Annotated in this window: 17 protein-coding genes; all 17 read right to left on the reverse strand. The window is 45.8% G+C overall.

What is annotated here, in order from left to right; all coding sequences use genetic code 11:
* Positions 1-1,044 (reverse strand): polysaccharide deacetylase family protein, encoded by a 1,044-nt coding sequence (locus J2Z66_RS13935; RefSeq protein WP_312894553.1) that lies wholly within the window; start codon positions 1,042-1,044, stop codon positions 1-3.
* Between the two features lie 146 nt (positions 1,045-1,190).
* Positions 1,191-3,293 carry a polyribonucleotide nucleotidyltransferase gene (pnp, locus tag J2Z66_RS13940; protein ID WP_209972043.1) on the reverse strand — a complete coding sequence of 701 codons (2,103 nt, stop codon included), beginning with the start codon at positions 3,291-3,293 and terminating at the stop codon, positions 1,191-1,193.
* Between the two features lie 226 nt (positions 3,294-3,519).
* Positions 3,520-3,789, reverse strand: a complete 270-nt coding sequence (gene rpsO, locus J2Z66_RS13945) for a 30S ribosomal protein S15 (protein WP_209972044.1) — start codon at positions 3,787-3,789, stop codon at positions 3,520-3,522.
* A 168-nt stretch (positions 3,790-3,957) separates the two neighbouring features.
* On the reverse strand, positions 3,958-4,902 hold the full coding sequence (locus J2Z66_RS13950; protein WP_209972045.1) for a bifunctional riboflavin kinase/FAD synthetase: 945 nt from the start codon (positions 4,900-4,902) through the stop codon (positions 3,958-3,960).
* A 50-nt stretch (positions 4,903-4,952) separates the two neighbouring features.
* Positions 4,953-5,867, reverse strand: a complete 915-nt coding sequence (gene truB / locus J2Z66_RS13955) for a tRNA pseudouridine(55) synthase TruB (RefSeq protein WP_209972046.1) — start codon at positions 5,865-5,867, stop codon at positions 4,953-4,955.
* Entirely contained in the window at positions 5,864-6,868 is a 1,005-nt protein-coding gene (locus J2Z66_RS13960) for a DHH family phosphoesterase (protein ID WP_209972047.1), read from the reverse strand. The genes truB and J2Z66_RS13960 overlap by 4 nt, the downstream gene beginning before the upstream one ends.
* Positions 6,865-7,224 (reverse strand): 30S ribosome-binding factor RbfA, encoded by a 360-nt coding sequence (rbfA, locus tag J2Z66_RS13965; RefSeq protein ID WP_209972048.1) that lies wholly within the window; start codon positions 7,222-7,224, stop codon positions 6,865-6,867. Before rbfA ends, J2Z66_RS13960 begins: the two co-directional genes overlap by 4 nt.
* Positions 7,225-7,230: 6 nt before the next feature.
* On the reverse strand, positions 7,231-10,059 hold the full coding sequence (infB, locus tag J2Z66_RS13970) for a translation initiation factor IF-2 (protein WP_209972049.1): 2,829 nt from the start codon (positions 10,057-10,059) through the stop codon (positions 7,231-7,233).
* Complete coding sequence (locus tag J2Z66_RS13975; RefSeq protein ID WP_209972050.1) at positions 10,052-10,378, reverse strand: L7Ae/L30e/S12e/Gadd45 family ribosomal protein; 327 nt, start codon at positions 10,376-10,378, stop codon at positions 10,052-10,054. Before J2Z66_RS13975 ends, infB begins: the two co-directional genes overlap by 8 nt.
* Positions 10,368-10,679: an RNase P modulator RnpM gene (gene rnpM, locus J2Z66_RS13980; RefSeq protein WP_209972051.1), complete on the reverse strand. Its 312-nt coding sequence runs from the start codon at positions 10,677-10,679 to the stop codon at positions 10,368-10,370. Before rnpM ends, J2Z66_RS13975 begins: the two co-directional genes overlap by 11 nt.
* 63 nt (positions 10,680-10,742) lie before the next feature.
* A complete protein-coding gene (nusA, locus tag J2Z66_RS13985; RefSeq protein WP_209972052.1) occupies positions 10,743-11,840 on the reverse strand; it encodes a transcription termination factor NusA in 1,098 nt (365 codons plus the stop codon).
* A gap of 36 nt (positions 11,841-11,876) precedes the next feature.
* Positions 11,877-12,338: a ribosome maturation factor RimP gene (gene rimP / locus J2Z66_RS13990; RefSeq protein WP_209972201.1), complete on the reverse strand. Its 462-nt coding sequence runs from the start codon at positions 12,336-12,338 to the stop codon at positions 11,877-11,879.
* A gap of 204 nt (positions 12,339-12,542) precedes the next feature.
* On the reverse strand, positions 12,543-16,847 hold the full coding sequence (locus tag J2Z66_RS13995) for a PolC-type DNA polymerase III (protein ID WP_209972053.1): 4,305 nt from the start codon (positions 16,845-16,847) through the stop codon (positions 12,543-12,545).
* 99 nt (positions 16,848-16,946) lie between these two features.
* Complete coding sequence (gene proS, locus J2Z66_RS14000) at positions 16,947-18,395, reverse strand: proline--tRNA ligase (RefSeq protein ID WP_209972054.1); 1,449 nt, start codon at positions 18,393-18,395, stop codon at positions 16,947-16,949.
* Positions 18,396-18,508: 113 nt separating this feature from the next.
* Positions 18,509-19,768, reverse strand: coding sequence for an RIP metalloprotease RseP (gene rseP / locus J2Z66_RS14005; protein WP_209972055.1), 1,260 nt, complete (start codon positions 19,766-19,768; stop codon positions 18,509-18,511).
* 164 nt (positions 19,769-19,932) lie between these two features.
* A complete protein-coding gene (locus J2Z66_RS14010; RefSeq protein WP_209972056.1) occupies positions 19,933-21,084 on the reverse strand; it encodes a 1-deoxy-D-xylulose-5-phosphate reductoisomerase in 1,152 nt (383 codons plus the stop codon).
* A gap of 31 nt (positions 21,085-21,115) precedes the next feature.
* Complete coding sequence (locus J2Z66_RS14015) at positions 21,116-21,910, reverse strand: phosphatidate cytidylyltransferase (RefSeq protein ID WP_209972057.1); 795 nt, start codon at positions 21,908-21,910, stop codon at positions 21,116-21,118.
* Positions 21,911-21,915: the final 5 nt, after the last annotated feature.

Below are 21,915 nucleotides of genomic sequence, written 5' to 3' on the forward strand. Positions count from 1 at the left end.
TCAAAAATGTTCACCCAGCTCAACATCTATGCCGCGCTGAGCGACCCGATTAGGTGACAACAGCTCGCTTACTGTTCCAAGAGCAAGTCCCTTGCGCTTAATTGCCTGTATCATTCCTTTAAGAGCCCCACTTGAAGATACGGTCGGATGCATCAAAATAAGCGAGCCCGGCTCCACTCGTGAAGAAATACGGTCCAGCACTCGTCCTGCTCCGGGGTTGGTCCAATCGACTGTATCCAATGTCCACAGAACTGTTCTCAAACCGAGATCCGCAGCAATTTCAACGGTTTCCTGGTCAAAATCACCAGAAGGCGGAGCAAATAACGTATTAGTAACCTGCAGCTCCTTGTTGAGCAGCTCCTGCGTTTTACTGATCTCTTCAATCGCTTTACTCCGGCTTAGCTTGCTCATCATCTTATGGGAATAAGCATGATTGGACAACTCATGTCCTTGATCTTGGATAAGCTTGGCCGTTTCAATATTTTGCTTTAACCAGGAACCATCGAAGAAAAACGTAGCATGAACATGTTCATTTTGCAATGTTTCCAGCATCGAAGGAATAAATTCATTTCCCCATGCAACATTGATCATTAGAGATACCATTGGTTTTAGAGGATTGCCCTTATAGATGGGACTTGGCCCCAAATCCTCCAGTTGAATAGCGGGTGAGGTTTCTTTCATGACATACGTGATATGTGCTGATTTCGGTTTATGGGCAGCCAGCCGCAGTGTTTGTTCCAGATCAACCTCTAGCCCGTTGTAGCCGGGTATAGCCTTCCATACCCGATCCATCCTTGCATCTACTGGCATCACTTTACGCTTCGCCGCTTCCTGTTGAATCAGCTCTACGAGCCCTTGCCGCTCATCTTCACTCTCTTTACGTGCAAAGATGGGCAGCACATTGCTAAGCGAAGTTGTCCCCTCATAGAGGACTGCATCGCCTTGTACCGCGGCTACGAAAAGTTCAATGCTTCTGTTCTGCTGAATCACTACCCACATTATTATGAATGCACCTAGAGACAGCAGCAATTTTGTACGCAACACACTTCGCCCCCCTGCCTTGTTTGTCCTGAGGATATGCAGGGAAGGACAAGTTTAGAACATAAAGCAAAGTGTTGACAAAATAAAAAGAGACAGACACGTCTGGCTCTTTATCAAAAATCTAAAGTTATGATGCACAATTCCCTGAGTTAGCTTTGTGTAGGGATTTGTGATGTTAGTGTCGCTTTACGCGATAAGTTAATGCGTCCTTGGTTATCGATCTCGGTTACTTTAACGGTTATGGAATCGCCGATATTAACTACATCTTCTACCTTGGCCACACGATCTGTGGAAAGCTGGGAAATATGAACCAGACCTTCTTTGCCAGGCAAAATTTCAACAAACGCTCCAAACTTCTCAACACGCTTGACCGTACCCAAGTATGTTTCCCCAATGACTACTTCCTTCACGATACCTTCAATAATGGAGCGTGCTTTGTCGTTCATTTCTTCGTTGGAAGATGCAATGAAGACACGTCCATCCTGCTCAATATCGATTTTCACGCCGGTTTCTTCAATAATTTTATTGATGATTTTACCACCAGCACCGATGACATCACGAATTTTATCGGGATTGATGTGCATCGTAAGGATTTTTGGCGCATACGGAGAAAGTGATTTCTTCGGCTCATTAATTAGTGTAAGCATTTTGTTCAAAATGAACATTCTGCCTTCTTTAGCTTGGGCCAGTGATTGCTCCAGAATACTGCGGTTAATGCCAGCAATCTTGATATCCATTTGCAGCGCGGTTATCCCTTTAGCTGTTCCAGCCACCTTAAAGTCCATATCTCCAAGATGATCTTCCATTCCTTGGATATCGGAAAGAATTGCGAAATGCTCGCCATCTTTAATTAAGCCCATTGCAATACCTGCTACTGGTGCCTTGATCGGCACGCCTGCATCCATCAATGCGAGTGTGCTTGCGCAAATACTGGCTTGTGATGAAGAACCATTCGATTCCAAAACTTCTGAAACCAGGCGAATTGTATAAGGAAAATCTACTTCAGAAGGAATGATGGATTCCAACGCTCTTTCACCTAAAGCGCCATGACCAATTTCCCGGCGGCCAGGAGGGCGAAGTGGTCTAGCTTCCCCTACGCTAAACGGAGGAAAATTATAATGGTGCATAAAACGCTTAGTTTCAGTCAAATCCAGCCCGTCCAATATTTGTACATCTCCAAGAGGGCCGAGTGTACATACGCTCAAAGCTTGGGTTTGTCCACGTGTGAACAGACCTGAGCCGTGGGTGCGAGGCAATAAATTAATATCGCATTCAATCGGTCTGATTTCATCTAATCCCCGTCCATCCGGTCTCACTTTATCGTGAGTGATCAGGCGGCGAACCTCTTCCTTGACGATATCATATAAGGTTTCTTTTACATCGCCCATTTTTTCAGGGGTTTCAGCATATACTTCTTTGAAGTGATCGACAGCTTCCCCATTAATTGCATCAATGGCATCTTGTCTGGCATGCTTCTCTTCAATTTTGATCGCATCGATAAGCCGCGCTTGCGCAAAGTCACGAACGCTTCCACTCACTTCTGCATCGATAATGTGAATTTTAGCTTCCTTCTTAGGCTTTCCAGCTTCTTGCGTAAATTGCTCAATAACTGCAACAATTTTCTTAATTTCGTCATGCCCATACATGATGGCCTCAAGCATAACATCCTCAGGAACCTCGTCCGCGCCAGCTTCAACCATCATAATTGCATCTTTTGTTCCAGCTACTATGAGATGAATATCGCTTTTCTCAGCTTGCTCTGTAGTCGGATTAATGAGAAATTGACCATCAATTCTTCCTACAATAACACCACCAACAGGACCGTCAAACGGAACATCGGAAATACTGAGTGCTGCTGAAGTACCAATCATCGCTGCCATTTCCGGGGAGCATTCCTGATCCACGCTCATCACAAGGGATACGATCTGAACGTCATTGCGGAAGCCTTCCGGAAACAAAGGACGAATCGGCCTGTCCGTTAAACGGCTGGCAAGAATCGCTTTCTCGCTTGGTCTTCCTTCCCGTTTAATAAAGCCGCCCGGAATTTTACCAACGGAATATAATCTTTCTTCATAGTTCACTGTCAAGGGGAAGAAATCCAAATCCTTCGGTTCGCTTGAAGCTGTTACTGTGCAGAGTACAACCGTATCGCCATAACGTACAGTTACCGCCGCATTCGCTTGTTTGGCGAGTCGTCCGGTTTCAAGTATGAACGGCCTGCCTCCAAGATCCATTTGTACCTTTTTTTCCATATTATCCTCCTAAGAGTTTTGCTTGTGCAAAACTTGCTTCGTAAGCATTCGCTTTTAAGTCCACTAGCATATTAAGTTGAATCTACATTTAATTCTGCGTATTACCCAGTATTTCCTTCTTTTTTGCTTTTTAAAAAATAAAGAAAAAGCAACCTTGTTGCCGCTCCCCGCTGTAGCCCGGTTTGAGGCCAGCGAAAGAGCAGCAGGTTGCTTCTCATCGTCGGTGTTATCGACGCAAGCCCAGCTTTTCAATCAAAGTGCTGTAACGGCTCACATCATTGTTCTTTAGGTATGCCAACAGCTTACGGCGTTGTCCAACCATTTTGAGCAATCCACGGCGAGAATGATGATCCTTCTTGTGAGTCCGCAAATGGCTAGTCAAGTTAAGAATGTTTTCCGTAAGGATAGCTACTTGTACCTCCGGGGAACCCGTATCGGTATCATGTACCTTGTGAGTTTGAATCAATTGTGTTTTACGTTCTTGAGTTAATGCCATCCTTGTTCACCTCCTGTTCATGAAGTATCCCCTGTAGCCCAGAAAACGCCGGTGATAGCGTGGTTCCATGCTAAGGTTCGAGTCAAAAAGTGATTAACTTATTGACAACTTTTTTAGTATACCATAGGCTTGTGACTGAAGTAAATGCTTGTATGGCCAAAATGGCAATTAAAGAGAAAATAATTTGGATCTGGCTGAATCCGCATCCTGCTTAATTTGTGCAACAAGTAAGTCAATCGAATTGAACTTGCGCTCTTCCCGCAGAAAATCAACCAACTCAATAACTACAGTTTCACCATATATATCCTCTGAGAAATCAAACAAATGGGCTTCCCAGGAAGCCTGAAGCTCACCAGAAGTAAATGTTGGCTTAACGCCAATATTCATCACGCCATCATAGTGAAGACCCTTTACTTGTGCTTTAATCGCATATACACCATTGAGGGGCTTGAAATAGGCTCCTTCAAGTTGAATATTCGCGGTTGGAAAGCCAATTGTTCTACCTCTTTTACTACCGTCCACGACTTGTCCGCGTATACTGTATCTGCGTCCCAGCAATCTGTTAGCTGCAGCTACATTCCCATTGGCAAGTGCATCGCGCACAGAGGTACTGCTTACCTTTGCCCCGTCAATATGGTAAGGACGCACGACCTCCACTGCAAATTTGCCATGACTAAGCTCGCAAAGCGTGTCCGGATTGCCTTCGCCCTTATAACCGAATCTAAAATCGAAGCCAACTATTACACTTTCCACATTCAAAGGAATAAGAATTTTTTCGACAAATTGTTCCGGAGTCAATTGCATTAAAGAAGTGTCGAATCGAACCGTGTACATATAGTCGACACCCATCTGTCCGAATAGTTCCGCTCTTTGGCCCAGCGGGGTCAAAAGTTCTTTGTATTGGTCATTGCCCAATACTTCCCTCGGATGCGGATCAAATGTCATAATGGATGAGGCAAGATGCAAGTGCTCAGCCGTATACAAGGCTCGGCCAATAACTTCGCGATGCCCCAAGTGGACACCATCGAAATCGCCAATAGCAATAACTTGTTTAGTCTTTTTATTGTCTGATGAGTTATTATCAAGCGGATATGATAGCTGGATCATCTCCATGTGAACGTTCACCTACCCATTTCCAACCAGTCCGGCAACAATCTAACAATCTAATGAAAAACTTTTACGGGAGTCAGGTTCGAAGTTGTCTCTTTCCATTGAAAAAGCCCCAAAAATTTATGATTCGGGTCATAAACACGGCATAAAGCCGAATCATTTGGCGAATCCCCTAAAGGGGAACCTTGCCAAGCGATGGATTTGCCTTGCAAAGCGTGCTCCGCTTGTAAACTAGAGAGCCCTACGGCTGGCAGATGCGATACAGCCACATCCAGCGGGATTAAATAACGCTCCAAGGTACCCTCTGCTTTATATTGCTCGATTTGCTCAAAGCTGAGGCACTGCTCTATGTCAATATTGCCTGTTGAAGTTCGAATCAAATGCTTCATAACAGAAGGATAACCGAGAGCTTTCCCTAAATCAGCACACAGCGTGCGAATATAGGTACCCTTCGAGCATTTCACCCGAAAACGCACCTCAGGGTGCTTTAAGGACACATCGACATCCAAAATTTGAATATCATGAATCATCACTTTTCGTGAGCTCCGTTCAATGAACTTACCTTCACGAGCCAGCTCGTACAATCGTTTGCCATCTACTTTCACAGCGGAATACATAGGAGGCGTTTGTTCTATTTCTCCAAGAAATGAATGAAACACAGACTGGATATCCTTCTCAAGAAGGGTCACCTGCTCTAATTCCTGTAAAACCGTTCCTGTGAGATCCTCTGTATCCGTAGAGATACCTATCAGCAGTACCGCTTCGTATACTTTGGGCAGCTCTTGAATGTATTCAACCATACGGGTTGCACGGCCAATACATAAAGGAAGCACTCCCGTGACAGCTGGATCCAGCGTGCCAGTATGTCCGATCCGCTTGATACCGAGGATTCTTCTAGCCTTGGCAACAACATCATGGGATGTGAACTTCTCCGGCTTCAAAACGGGCAAGACTCCTTCAAGCGTCATGTTAGCTCTTTCCCTACTTCCTGAATCATGATCTTCACAGCCTGCTCCAAAGTTTCGAACAAGGTACATCCGGCTGCCCGCACATGCCCGCCTCCGCCCAATGCCTGAGCAATTGAAGCAACGTCCACATTTCCGGCTGAGCGTAAGCTTACCTTCACAACTCCTGGTTCCTTTTCCTTGAAAAGCATGCCAACCTCAACACCCTCGACATTTCGCGGATAATTAACAAGACCATCCAGATCATCAGAGGAGGCTCCCGATTGTATCAAATCCTGCTGGGAAACCGTAATCCATGACAATTTGCGATCATGTGAAAATGCTAATGTAGAGAGGGCCTTCTGCAGCAAAATGAGCTGTGAAAAAGTAACTCGCTCCAATACTTGTTCGGCAATGACAGATCCCTGCACGCCTAAAGCCAGCAGCCTCGCTCCAATTAGCATGACCTCTGGTGACGTATTGGAATAGCGAAAACCGCCTGTATCCGTAAGCAGTCCGGTATAAATACACGTTGCAAACTCCATAAAGGGCGTAATTTGCAGTTCAACCGATAAATCATATAAAATTTGAACGGTCGCCGCGGCATCATGCTTAATTAAATGGCACGTACCAAAGCGATCATTAGTTGGATGATGATCAATATTGAGCAGCTGTACCTGATCGTCAAAAAGAGTACTGATCTGACCCATTCTGGAAAAATCAGCACAGTCTACACTAATGACATTCTGAAACCGCCTGCTTGGCCGCTCTGAAGAGAAATCGATGATTGGATCGGTGTTCCTCAGAAAGTCAAACTTAGCAGGTATCAGCCCTTCGTTAATTAACGTGAACGATTTCCCAAGCTGCTTCAGTATCCAACCCATAGCAAACGTAGAACTGGCAGCATCCCCATCCGGTTGGATGTGGGATACTACCAGAAAATCGTCCTGCCTGTTAATAAATTCAGCTGCTGCCTGCAGTTGCAGCTTATATGCATGGTCATGCTCCTGCAAAGCGTCAATCATAAATCGGAATTCCCTTCCTTGTTCAACTGATGCAGCAAGTTGTCGATGCGGCTTCCGTAATCGATAGAAGCATCAAATTTGAACTGCAGCTCGGGAATTTTACGCAAACGAATTCTCTTACCGAGCTCTGCACGAATATAACCGGAGCCTGAAGCAATCGCTTTGAGCGTTGCTTCCTTCTCCTCATCCGTACCTAACACACTTACATAAACCTTCGCTAGCGATAAATCATTTGTTATTTCCACTCCCGTTACCGTAATAAATCCGATACGGGGGTCCTTCAATTCCGACTGAACAATTTGGCTTAGCTCTTTCTTAATCTGCTCGCCAACGCGCCCTACGCGAACTCTAGCCATTTGTTATCACCTCTCAACGGTTTCCATGATAAAGGCTTCGATGATGTCGCCCTCTTTAATATCATGATATCGCTCAAGAGATATACCACATTCGTAACCTTGCGCCACTTCTTTTGCGTCATCCTTAAATCTTTTCAAGGAATCGATCTTGCCTTCGTAGACGACAATACCGCTTCGTATCAGACGAGCTTCGGCGTTACGTGCGATTTTACCCGATGTAATCATGCAGCCGGCAATTGTACCTGAGCCCGTAACCTTAAAGACATTCCGGACTTCGGCGTGACCGAGTACATTTTCTTTAAAGATCGGATCCAGCATGCCTTTCATCGCTTGTTCAATCTCTTCAATAACATTATAGATAATACGGTGCAAACGAATGTCTACTTTTTCCTGATCCGCTGTCGCTTTGGCTGCAGGCTCTGGACGAACGTTAAAGCCAATAATAATCGCGTTGGAAGCCGATGCAAGAATAATATCGGATTCTGTAATAGCTCCAGCACCAGTATGAAGAATCTTGACGCGTGCGCCTTCAACCTCAATTTTTTCCAGTGAGCCTTTCAATGCTTCTACTGAGCCTTGAACGTCGCCCTTAATGATAACATTAAGGTCTTTGATCTCGCCCTCTTTAATATGCTTATAAAGATCGTCAAGCGTAACGCGGCTGTTAGCGCCCATCTCTGATTGACGAAGCGTGATCGCACGTCTGTCAGCGATGTCTCTAGCCTTGCGCTCATCTTCGAAAACAAGGAAAGGATCGCCAGCTTGCGGAACCTCGGTTAACCCCGTAATTTCAACTGGAGTAGAAGGTCCTGCTTCCTTCAAACGTTTCCCTTTATCATTAACCATGGCTCTAACACGGCCAAAGCAGACACCAGCTACAAAGCTGTCTCCAACCTTAAGCGTTCCGTGCTGAATCAAGATCCTTGCAACAGGACCGCGGCCTTTATCAAGCTCGGCTTCGATCACTGTACCTCTGGCCCGTTTATTCGGATTGGCTTTATATTCTTGAACCTCAGCTACAAGTAGAATCATCTCAAGCAAATGCTCGATTCCGAGACGCTGCTTCGCAGAAAGCTCAACAAAAATTGTGTCGCCGCCCCACTCTTCAGGAACAAGCTCATACTCGGTTAAAGCCTGCTTGATTTTATCCGTATTAGCTCCAGGCTTATCAATTTTATTAACAGCTACGATAATTGGAACACCAGCAGCTTTCGCATGACTGATAGCCTCAACAGTCTGTGGCATAACGCCATCATCTGCAGCAACAACCAGAATCGTAATGTCAGTAACTTGCGCACCTCTTGCACGCATCGTCGTAAACGCTTCGTGACCTGGTGTATCTAGGAACGTAATTTTCTTCTGGTTAACATCCACTTGATAAGCACCGATATGCTGGGTAATACCGCCTGCTTCTCCTTCGGAGACATTAGTTTGACGAATGGCGTCAAGCAGCGTTGTTTTACCATGGTCAACGTGACCCATAATCGTTACTACCGCAGGACGGTCTTGAAGATCAGACGGATCGTCAACTTCATCGATCGTTTCGAAATTATCTTCCTCGACACGGATTTTAACTTCCACTTCGACTCCGAACTCGCCGGCAATGAGAAGAATAGCTTCCATTTCAAGCTCTTGATTGATAGAAGCCAGTACGCCTAAGAACAGAAGCTTTTTGATGACTTCTGAAGCATCCTTATGAAGCAATTTGGCAACTTCTCCTACTGTCATCGTGCCGCGGACGATAATCTTTTTCGGTGTGTTGTCGATTTTTTCTTTTTTCACAGTATCTTGCTGATACCGGCCCTTGCCGTTATTACGGTAATTGGACCTGTTTCCACCTGTATTACTTCTATTACCACCTGATTTATTATCATCAAAGCGCTTTGGAGCTTTCTTTGTTGTTTTAGCCGCTGCTTTAGCTGCTGCATCATCAATGTCCTCACCGGTAGTACCTGGACGGTACTGAGGCTTGGATTCTATTACAACAGGTCTGCCGCCTTGATTTTGACCTCCACGGTTGTTGTCAAACGTTCTTGGACCACGGCTCTGGTCCTGACTGCGGTTCGGTGCTCCCGCTCCTGACGGACGATTACTTGGTCCAGAAGAGCTAGGTCCACTGCGTTGGGCTTGACCCGAATTACTGCGGTTAGGGCCGCCAGACTGTCCGGCAGGTCTTGAAGCACCGCCACTGGAATAGCCGCCTTGTGAGCCTTGACCTTGCGGACGCTGCCCTTGGCCTTGACCTTGTGGACGCTGACCCTGGCCTTGACCTTGCGGACGCTGTCCTTGGCCTTGACCTTGTGGACGCTGACCCTGGCCTTGACCTTGTGGACGCTGTCCTTGGCCTTGACCTTGCGGGCGCTGCCCTTGGCTTTGACCTTGCGGACGCTGCCCTTGACCTTGACCTTGCGGGCGGTCATTCGGTCTTGTTGCTTGCTGGGAAGCAGCAGGCTGAGTAGCTGCTGGCTGTCCTGATTCAGCTGGTTTTACAGTATTGTCGGCAGCTTGCTGCTGCGGGGCAGCAGGTTTATCTGCCGGGCTTGCGGCACCTTTATTGTCCGCATTTTGACTAGTAGTTACTGGTTTGGTGTTCGTCGTTGTTGAATTCACATGTCCTCCGTCCGAAGCTGCTCTCTTAGCTGCAGCATTCGCTTTAATGTCGCGGAAAAATTTTTCCACGCTGCCTACCGCATCATTCTCCATAACACTCATGTGATTATTAACAGGAATGTTTAATCGTTTCAGGATCGTGATGATTTCTTTACTGCTCATATTCAAAGACTTGGCATATTCATAAACTCGAAGCTTATCTTTATTATCTTCTTTATTAGTCAAATCTTTTCACCTCCGCAGGGTTTACCTGGCACTTTAGCAGCATCTGCGCAAAGCCTCTGTCCAGTACGCCGAGGATGACACGCATCTCTTTGCCTATGCTGCCGCCCAGTTCGGCCTTACTGCCCATTTCCATGAGCGGAACGCCATAAAACTGGCACTTATCTTGATACTTTTTGCGGGTATTCTCAGAAGCGTCCTCTGCTAAAATAACAAGCTTTGCCTCTCCGGAGCGAATAGCCTTGAACACACCTTCATCTCCGGTTACGAGCTTACCCGCCCGCATCGTCAACCCCAGCTGGGATAAAAATTTACTCTTCACCTAACAACTCCTCTTTAGTGGAGATAAATTCGTCTTCGACGTGTATGAAATCCTGTTCCAACTGATCATAAATTTCTGTGCTAACCGCAGATTTCAAGGCACGGTCCAGCGCCTTACTCTTTTTTGCCAGCTTAAAACAAGATAATTTCCCGCAAAGGTAAGCACCGCGCCCGGATTTTTTGCCCTTGAGATCAATAACAATTTCATCCTCAGGGGTTTTGACGACGCGAATCAAATCTCGCTTTGGCATCATTTCCTGACACGCTACACATTTTCTTAGAGGGATTTTTCTCTGTTTCATATGAGGTCACCTCTTGCTTCCAGCATCATTCCATCCAAATGTGTAACATTGGTGAGTCTAACATCAATCAATGGTAATGGAATCCTGATGCATTTCTTCGTTATAAGTTTTTGGCCTGCCATATTCTTGCTCAGCTTGTGTCTCGCTCTTGATGTCGATTTTCCACCCGGTGAGCTTCGCTGCAAGCCGTGCGTTTTGTCCTTTAATCCCGATAGCAAGCGATAATTGATAGTCAGGAACGATGACACGCGCCATCTTCTCACTCTCAAACACCTGAACCTCGATCACCTTGGATGGACTCAGCGCATTGGCGACATATTCCTCGACACTTTCCATCCAACGAACGATATCGATCTTCTCGCCGCGGAGCTCCCCGACAATCGTTTGCACCCGCATCCCTTTGGGACCCACGCAGGAACCTACCGGATCAACCTCGGCATTTCTGGAATGAACGGCTATCTTGGAGCGGAAGCCCGCTTCTCTGGCAACAGAGCGTATTTCCACAACACCATCAAAAATCTCCGGCACTTCCAGTTCAAACAACCGCTTTAACAAGCCTGGATGCGTCCGTGATAAAATAATTTGCGGCCCCTTCGTTGTGTTCTCAACTTTCGTTATATAAGCTTTAATTCGGTCACCCTGCTTGAATTTATCCGTAGGCATAAGCTCACCTATAGGTAGCACGGCTTCAACCTTGCCAAGATCGACATATACATTCCGTTGGTCCTGGCGCTGCAGAATACCTGTGACGATATCCTCTTCTTTATCGATAAAAGCGTTGTAGATCAGCCCTCTTTCGGCTTCTCTGATACGCTGCGTAACGACTTGCTTAGCAGTCTGAGCGGCAATCCGCCCAAAATCCCGTGGTGTTACTTCGATCTCAACGATATCTTCCAACTGATAGTTTGGATTAATATCACGCGCGGCATCAATCGATATTTCCAATCTTACATCTAGTACTTCTTCCGTAACTGTCTTACGGGCGTATACCTTAATGAGTCCTGTTTGCCGGTTAATATCAACGCGAACGTTCTGGGCAGTGTTGAAATTGCGCTTGTAGCTGGATATCATGGCCGCTTCAATGGCATCGATCAGCAGGTCTTTAGAAATGCCCTTTTCCCTCTCAATTTCGGCCAGTGCTTCGATAAAATCGGTATTCATTTGAACCGTGTTCCCCCTTTCATTCGTGGACAAGCATTAAAACACAATGGCCAATCTAGCGCTGGCTACTTTAGTAAATGGAATGCTGCTGCTCTTCTTGCCAGTCTGAATGACAAGCACTTCCCCGTCAAAAGAAAGCAGCAGACCTTCAAATTCCTTCAAGCCCTCTATTGGCTCATAGGTAGTAACAAACACATGATTATCTACTGCATTGTGATAGTCTTGCAGCTTCTTAAGAGGGCGCTCGGCTCCTGGCGAAGAAACTTCAAGAAAGTATGCGTCGGGTATAGGATCCTTCTCATCAAGACGGTTGCTCAAGTATTCGCTGACACGACCACAATCATCTATATCAATGCCGCCTTCCTTGTCTACATAGACTCGAAGGAACCAGTTACTGCCTTCCTTGACGTATTCCACGTCCACAAGCTCGAAGCCATTCTGCTCAACGAAATCATTCAGCATTTCCTCAACGGTGGACTTAATTTGCTCTTGCGTGATCACTCTTATCTCTGCCCTCCTAGGCTGGACTGCTGTCGGTTCCATACCGAAAAGTCCTATATCAAAATGTAAAGAGTGGGTTTCCCCACTCTCCGGTTCACAATCCGATATCCTCATTATTACCAATAAAAATTATACCATAACCATATTAACCTTTACAATAGCAAAAAACGCAACATTTTTCAACTTTGGTCAGTTTTTGAACTAGAAGAGAGACAATTGATTGGACTCTGGAAGCCCGCGGAAGCAGCCCATGGAAGCAAGCATTTCAATAACCGTTTTGGTTGCTTTGGAGCGGTTCTGGAAATCCTCGATTGAAAGAAAATCACCATTCTCCTTAGCTGCCGCAATATTCCTGGCGGCATTATCTCCGATTCCCTGCATGGCTGCAAAAGGAGGAATCAAGGAAGTGTCGTCAATAATAAAGCGGGTAGCATGTGAGCGGTATAAATCAATAGGCTTAAAGCTGAAACCCCGTGCCGTCATCTCAAGCGCCATTTCCAAAAGGGATACCATGGCTTTTTCCTTTGGCAGTGCTTGAAAGCCTTTTTGCTCAATTTCTATCAGCTTCTTGAGGATCGCCTCGTAGCCCTGGCAAAGCAGCTCCAAATCAAAATCCTCCGCACGAACCGTGAAATAAGTAGCATAGTAAGCAATCGGATGATACACCTTAAAGAATGCAGTTCGGACGGCGGAAATAACATAAGCGGCGGCATGCGCCTTAGGAAACATATACTCAATGCGCTCACAGGATTCGATGTACCAGGCAGGTACATTGCACCGCTTCATCTCATCCTTCCACTCATCGGTCAGCCCTTTCCCCTTACGCACACTCTCAGTGATTTTAAAAGCCAGTCCTGCATCCATGCCAGCCTTATAGATCAAATAAAGCATAATATCATCCCGGCAGCCGATAACGGTCTTAATGTTGCAAATATCTTTGCGGATCAGCTCCTGTGCGTTGCCCAGCCAAACGCCGGTTCCATGCGACAAACCGGATATTTGCAGCAAATCGGCAAAAGAGCTTGGCTGCGTTTCCTGCAGCATCTGCCTGACGAATTTGGTCCCCATCTCCGGCACGCCAAAAGTAGCAACCGGTGAACGGATTTGCTCAGGCTTTACACCTATAGCTTCCGTGGAGTTGAAAATGCTCATTACTTTCCTATCATTCATCGGAATCTTTGTCGGATCGATCCCTGTTAAGTCCTGCAGCATCCGCATCATTGTCGGATCGTCATGCCCCAGAATATCAAGCTTGAGCAAGTTCTCATCAAAAGCATGATAATCAAAATGGGTTGTTTTCCATTCCGAGCTGGTATCATCAGCAGGATATTGAACCGGCGTTATATCATCTACATCAATATAGTCAGGTACAACGACAATACCGCCTGGATGCTGCCCAGTGCTCCGCTTCACGCCAGTACAGCCATTCGCCAAACGGCTAAGCTCCGCTCCGCGCCAATGCTTGCCCTGCTCCTCCTCATACTTTTTGACAAAACCAAATGCCGTCTTCTCGGCAACGGTGCCGATCGTTCCCGCACGGAACACATTCTTCGGACCAAAAATTTCCTTCGTAAAATTATGGGCAACCGGCTGATATTCCCCGGAAAAGTTCAAGTCAATATCGGGAACCTTGTCCCCTTTAAAGCCAAGAAACGTTTCGAACGGGATATCATGGCCATCGCCTTTTAAATTTGCGCCGCAGTCAGGACAAACCTTATCAGGAAGATCGAAGCCGCTTGGCACACTGCCGTCTGTAAACCACTCACTATGCTTGCATGAGGAGCATATGTAATGCGGCGGGAGCGGATTCACTTCAGAAATACCAAGCATCATTGCAACTATGGAGGAGCCAACCGATCCACGGGAGCCTACTAAATAGCCATCTTCGTTTGATTTTTTGACAAGCATCGCTGAAATCAGATAGTTGGCGGAAAAACCGAATTTAATAATAGGGATAAGTTCTTTTTCCAGTCGGGCTATGATGACTTCCGGCAGCTCATCTCCATACATAGCTTTTGCTGTTTCGTAGCAGGTATTCCGTATATCCTCATCTGCTCCTTCGATGATCGGCGTAAAGAGCTTGTCCGGAAACAGCTTAATTTCTTCGAATTGATCAGCCAGATCGCTAGTATTCTTTATCACCACATCATGCGCCATAGCTTCACCAAGAAACTTGAATTCCTCCAGCATTTCCTTAGTTGTACGCAGATGAGCATCAGGCTTTTTCAAATCCTTAAGCGGGCTGAAGCCGGTGATACCGTTAATCGTGATATCGCGAAAAACTTTATCCCTGGGATTCAGATAATGAACATTTCCCGTAGCAATAATGGGCTTGCCCAGTTTTTTTCCAATCTCAACTATTCTTTTAATATTATTTTCCAAATCTGCTTTACTGCCTAAAAAGCCCTTATCTACCAAATGCATATTGTAGCTAGCAGGTTGAATCTCAAGAACATCATAAAATTCAGCAACCTGCTCCGCTTCCTCCACGGATTTATTCATAACTGCTTCGTAGAATTCTCCCCGCTCGCAACCAGAGACAATCAACAGACCCTCACGCAGCTCCGCCAGCTTACTTTTGGGCATACAGGCAACTTTACGAAAGTAATCGGTATGTGAAAGAGAAATCAGCTTGAATAAATTTTTCTTGCCGACAGCATTCTTGGCATATATACAGCAATGAAAAGGTCTTTGATTGCTTAAATCCTGTCCGACGCTATCATTAAGTCTTGCAAGTGATCTAATATTTCTACCATTGGACTCTTGAATCAATTGATAGAGTATTTGACCTAATGCTAAAGAGTCATCAATAGCTCTGTGGTGATTTTCAAGGCTTACTTTGAATTTGTCAGAAAGTGTGTTCAGCCGATGATTTTTCATGGATGGAAAAAGCAAGCGCGCAAGCTCCAACGTATCTAAAACCGGGTTGGTGAGCTCGGGAATTCCGAGTCTTTTGAGGTTGGCTTGAATAAAACCCATATCAAACTTGGCGTTGTGGGCAACTAGCACGGCATCCCGGACAAACTCTACAAATTCGGGCAGCTTCTCACTCAGCTCAGGAGCGCCTCTTACCATATCATCGTTAATATTGGTAAGCTGCTGGATATTATAAGGAATTTTCTGATGAGGATCAATGAAGGTTGTGAAACGATCTATTTCTTTGCCGTCCTGCATTTTAACTCCAGCAAGCTCAATAATCGTATTATTCATTACGGACAAGCCCGTGGTCTCGATATCAAATACGACATAAGTCGCTTCTTTGAGATCCACCTCGACAGGATTAAAAACGATGGGTACAGAATCGTTAACCACATTCGCCTCTACCCCGTAGATTACTTTAATACCATGCTTCTTGCCCGCTTTTCCTGCATCAGGAAACGATTGTACGGAGCTATGATCCGTAATGGCAATCGCCTTGTGGCCCCATTTGGCCGCCATCTTGATGTATTCATCCACTGAGGCAATGCCATCCATCGTACTCATGGTCGTGTGCAGATGGAACTCTACTCTTTTTTCCTCCGCGTCATCTGTGCGATCTTTGGGCGGTACAAGCTCATTGATATCATTAGGAATCATCACAAGCTCCGGAATCTGCATGAAGCGGTCATACTCCACTTTTCCCCGCGCCTTGATCCATTTGCCATTAGTCATCAGACTTAGAATCTTCACATCATCCTTAGTTTTGGCAAAAGCCTTCATCGCCATGGAATCGGTGAAATCCGTTAAATTAAATGTAAACAAGGTGCTTCCGTTTCGTAATTCCTTTACATCCAGGCCAAATACAGTGCCTTGAACCGTTACCTTCTTTTCTTCTTCCTGTATGTCCTGCAAAGGGACTGCAGGCTCCTTTATTTCATAGCCGACCATCAGCTTGAGCTCCGCTCCCGGCAAGTTGGAAGCCTCTTCTTCCTGCTCGATGGACTGCATAATTTCCTGGGTTACGTTCTTTTCTTCTTCTTCAATCAGCCTGGCAAAGCGCTCGTATTCCTCTTCATTGGATTCACTTACTTTATAAAAAACACGCAGATCCGTGTGAAAATAATTTCGGAAAAAGGTCCGTGCATACTGGTCAATATCTTTTTTCTTAGCCTGCTCCAGACTAAAGGCATCAAGCAAAACAAGGGTTAAATCATTGTCCTTCACAGTGAATTTGGATTTGCTCATCCAACCGTTCACCGTAGCTACTTCACGCTGCAGCCATTCGATAAATAAAGCCCAATATTCTCCAATCAATACTTCTGGTGCGGCCTGCTCAAAGCGGAATGTAAAGCTAATTTTGGCGATATGGGCAAATCTTTCTTGAATTTTTTTACAAAATGAAAGATAAACGTCTAGCGGAACGATTTCATTCTTCGCTATATGAAACGTCCACTCCCTGTTTTTCCTGCTGCACTCAACTTCATGGATAAATCCTTCTGCAAAAAATGAGTCAACGACATGGAAAGGGATTTCCGCTTGCTGCATTAGCAGCTCGAAGCGCTTCCTTTTATCCGCCAAGCTCCCCATAAACATCCTCCCCCACAAAAATACGAAGGGCAAAGGAGGTCTTGCATTCCGTTTGCCCTTTTATTTACTTTAACTGAAATTTTATAACGCTAATGCTGCTTAATAGCTGCGGCCAAAAACGACTGTATGTGCAGAAGTCTCACCACATACCAGACAAACTTGCTTTTGCACAGAAGGAGTAAACGGAATGTTCCGGCTTGTTGCTCCGGTTTCTTCTTTCACCTGTGCTTCGCATGCATCTGAACCGCACCAGCCAGCTAATGCAAAGCCTCTCTTTGTTTCAAGAAATGCTTTGAATTCATCCAGTGAATCAACCGAAATATAGTTATCGTCACGGAATTGCTTGGCTTTATCATACATCTGCTGGTGAATCTCAGCAAGCAGATTCTCCACTTCCTGTACAAGATCGGACTGGGCTACGATCTTCTTTTCCCCGCTTACCCGGGAAACAAGCACAATTTGTCCATTCTCCATATCACGAGGTCCCAGCTCTAGACGAATTGGAACGCCGCGCATTTCGTATTCATTGAATTTCCAGCCAGGACTTTGGTCTGCACGGTCATCAACCTTCACGCGCACACCAGCTTTCTTAAGCTCAGCATAGAGCTCATTCACTCGGCTTATAACCTGATCACGTGATTTAGGCGGGCCTATAGGAATCATAATGGCTTGTGTTGGTGCCACTTTGGGAGGTATCACCAGACCACGGTCATCACCATGCACCATAATCAGGGCACCGATCAAACGCGTGCTTACGCCCCAAGAGGTCGTATGGGCGAACTGGTGCTGATTTTCCCGGTCCAAATATTTAATGTCGAAAGCTACGGCAAAGTTCGTTCCCAAATAATGAGAGGTGCCGGCTTGAACCGCTTTACCGTCCTTCATCATAGCTTCGATGGAAAATGTATCTACAGCTCCAGCGAATTTCTCAGAAGGTGTCTTTTGGCCAAGAATTACTGGAATGGCGAGGAAATCTTCGGCAAACTCACGGTAGATCTCCAGCATTTGCATCGTTTCGCGGCGGGCATCCTGCTCATCCTCATGCGCAGTGTGACCTTCTTGCCAGAGAAACTCACTGGTACGAAGGAACGGCTGCGTGCGCTTCTCCCAACGAACAACGTTGGCCCACTGATTAATAAGCAGCGGCAAATCGCGATAGGAATTAATCCATTCCGCGTACATATGTCCAATCATCGTCTCCGAAGTAGGCCGGATCGCGAGACGTTCCTCCAGCTTCTCTCCTCCGGCTTCCGTAACCCAAGGGAGTTCAGGATTAAAGCCCTCGATATGGTTTTTTTCCTTTTCAAAAAAGCTCTCAGGAATGAAAAGCGGAAAGTATGCGTTGCGGTGTCCGGTTTCTTTGAATTTGAAATCGAGCTCGCGCTGTATATTTTCCCATATTTCATAGCTATCCGGTTTGAAAACAATGCAGCCTCTAACTGGCGAATAGCTCATCAGATCCGCTTTCTTGATTACATCCAGGTACCACCGGGAGAAGTCCTCTCCTTGAGGGGTTATTTCTTTAACAAATTGCTTCTCGTTCGACATAAATTCCTCCTAGAGTATTCCATAGGACAACCTTCTTCGAAAGCGTCCCCTTGCGTTTAGCTTAAGAAACCTTTAAACTCCCGAATTCCGCATCCGCATCCGCCTGCCATTCACTAACTGTTGATCAGCCGCAAAATGTCATTATAGGTGACTGCCAGCATTAACAGCATCAGCAAGGCAAAGCCTACGAAATGAACCATACTTTCCCGATTCGGATCCACAGGTTTTCCGCGCAGCGCCTCAATACCCATAAACAGCAGTCTGCTTCCATCGAGTGCCGGAATCGGCAGCAGATTGAATATCCCCAAATAAAGGCTTAACGTACCAGCCCAAAATATCAAATAACTCATGCCCATTCTAGCAAACTCTGCAGTAACCTGCGCCGTACGAACAGGGCCGCCCAAATCATCCAATTTGAACTGTCCAAAAATCAACATCTTTAAACTGGTTAAAATACCTACCGTTGAGCCATAAACCTGCTGATAGGTGCCTGTTAGAACCTCAGAGAAGTTTGCGGATCTCTTGTCGCCGCCAATCGTTATTCCAACCTTGCCGACCCCGGCCACTTCTGCTGGTACAACTTCAATTGGCATTGTAGTTCCGCCGCGCTCAATGATCCAGGACATCTTCTTGTTGGCGTTCTGCTGAATCATCGTCATCAGCTTCTCACGATCTTCACCGATCGGCTCATTGTTGATGGAAACGACGATATCTCCCGCCAGCAAACCAGCCTTCTCACCGGCTTCTCCGGCAGAAATATTTTGCAGCTTCACGTTGGTGAGAACACCCGTCATGATGATTAGTATAAAGAACAAAACAATCGCCAGCAAGAAGTTCATCACAGGGCCCATTACAATGGAAAGCGCCCTTTTCCCCACACTCTTGCTTCCGAATTGACGGTCATACGGGGCTATTTGTGTTTCAGTGCCCTTGGTCACCATATGCGCGCAAGGATGAACGGCATAGGTCACCTGTTCACCATCCACATCGATCGTAAGCGTCAACTGCTTATCCAAATCAATATGTTCGACTACACCCTGAATAACTTCAGAGCGCGCATCAAGCTGATCCAGATACAAATACGTAATCCGTTCCTCGGCATCCAGCCTGATCGCAACAGTCTGTCCAGGATTGACTTGTACGATTTCCGGATCTTCTCCAGCCATTCTTACAAAGCCGCCGATCGGCAAAAGCCTTAGCGTATAGCGGGTTTCACCCTTTTTATAAGAAAAAATCTTCGGCCCAAAACCAATGGCAAATTCTCTTACAAGAATCCCGGCACGCTTGGCGAAGTAAAAATGGCCCCATTCATGTATCGAAACCAAAACGAAAAACAACAAAATAACTTTAAGAACAACCTCGATTGTTGACAATTCGTACCTTCCTCCTTAGACATGTGCAGGATAGCATGCTCCTAGATTACCATTATTGTTTATCCGAATACAAGCTATACCTTCCTTAGAACATGTATACTTGGATGGAGGCTGGTTTAGACTTGAAACCCAAATAGATGAAGGTCATAGTCCCATTCCATAGGCTACTCAAATGAGATGGCTTCTGCTGCTTTTCTTGCCCAGGCATCTATTTCATGAATCGTCTGCAAATCCGGCTCACTGACAGTCTGGTGCTGCTGCAGCACAGAGTCAATGATATCTTCGATTTGCAAAAAAGAAATAGCTCCCTGCAAAAAGCGAGCTACTGCTATTTCATTAGCGGCATTAAATACCGTGGGAGAAGAGCCGCCAGCTCTTCCACTTTCGTAAGCCATCCGCACACAAGGATACCTGCCAAAATCCATCTCGCGAAAATGCAGCTTTCCTGCATCGACCAGACTTAGCCGGTTTGTAGGTGTTGGAAACCGCTGAGGGTACGTTAGTGCGTACTGGATAGGCACCCTCATATCGGGGTTACCTAGCTGGGCAATGATGCTATTATCAACAAATTCAACATACGAATGAATAATGCTTTCCGGATGAATAATGACACCGATTTGATCATAACCGAGCCCAAACAACCAGCGGGCTTCAATAACTTCCAGACCTTTGTTCACCATAGTAGCTGAATCTATCGTAATTTTTGCCCCCATTGACCAGTTCGGATGCCGCAGTGCTTGTTCCACTGTAACACCTTCGAGCTCCTTGCGAGTCCGATCCCGGAAGGAACCTCCTGAAGCCGTTAGTGTAATCTGCGCAATCTCACTCCGATTTTCACCATTCAAACATTGAAAAATAGCGGAATGCTCACTGTCGACAGGGAGTAAGGAAACACCCTTACGCTTTGCAGCATCAATGACAATATGTCCGGCACTCACTAACGTTTCCTTGTTCGCAAGACCAATATTTTTCCCTGCTTCAATAGCTGCAAGTGTAGGCTTTAAGCCTTGACTGCCTACTAATGCCGTCACGACAAAATCAGCTTCTGTTCCTGCCGCAACCTCAAGAAGCCCCTGCTCTCCATAAAGCACCTTCGTATCTGAAGGAACATGCAAAGCAAGCTCATCTGCGAGCTCCTTCGTTGCCGCTGAGACTATTTTAGGACGAAATTGCTTTGCTTGCTCAATAAGCAGCGCAATATTATATCCGCCTGCAAGAGCGTCAACTTGAAAGCGTTCCGGCTCATTAGCGATAACGTCCAGGGTTTGTGTTCCAATGGATCCGGTTGAACCGAGAATGGCAATACGTTTCTTCATAAATTTTCACCTCAATTTGCACATTTCCCGATTAATAAGGAATAAGCCCCAGCCAATGAATGAAAGGAAACACGATGAGCCAGCTGTCTACCCGATCCAGGACACCACCGTGTCCAGGAAGCAGCGCTCCCGTGTCTTTAATTCCTTTGACTCTTTTATAAGCGGATTGGATCAAGTCTCCCAATTGTCCCACTACAGCGATAACTACTCCTAATAATACAGCGTCCAGATAAGTAAGCAGCTCAGGTGAAGCCCATGCAAAGGCCAGAGCTGCGAGAATAGAGATGACTATGCCTCCAATGGATCCTTCAACGGATTTTTTGGGACTGATCTGCGGCCACAGCTTGTGTTTACCCAGCTTTGAACCTACAAAATAAGCGCCAGAATCTGTTGACCATATACAAACAAATACAAGGATTGTCCAGAAAAATCCATGCTCTGGAATTCTTGTAGATATCATATAATGAAAGCCTAGTCCTATGTATACAATTCCAGCAAACAACACCGAGACCTGATCGATTGTTATCGCATTTTTAGACAAAACGGTAATCGAAAGCAGTACAAAAAGCGTGATCCAAATAATAGCTGTTGCATCCACATTCAATGAATAATCTTTAGTTTCCCAAGGAATAACCAGGAGCACCAAAGCAATTAACCCAACTAGAGAAGTGAGTTTATACTTCTTGTAACCGTTCATTCTCAAGTATTCATCGTACCCGATAATTGACAGCAGCAAAATCAACCCGGAATACCAGTAACCGCCGAGAGCTAAAAAGGAAATAAAAGCGATGCCGGCAATGAGGCCAGTAACGATACGCTGCTTCATTCGAT

Origin of the sequence: Paenibacillus eucommiae (assembly GCF_017874215.1) — a bacterium.
In the GTDB taxonomy this organism is placed as follows: Bacteria; Bacillota; Bacilli; order Paenibacillales; family NBRC-103111; genus Paenibacillus_AI; species Paenibacillus_AI eucommiae.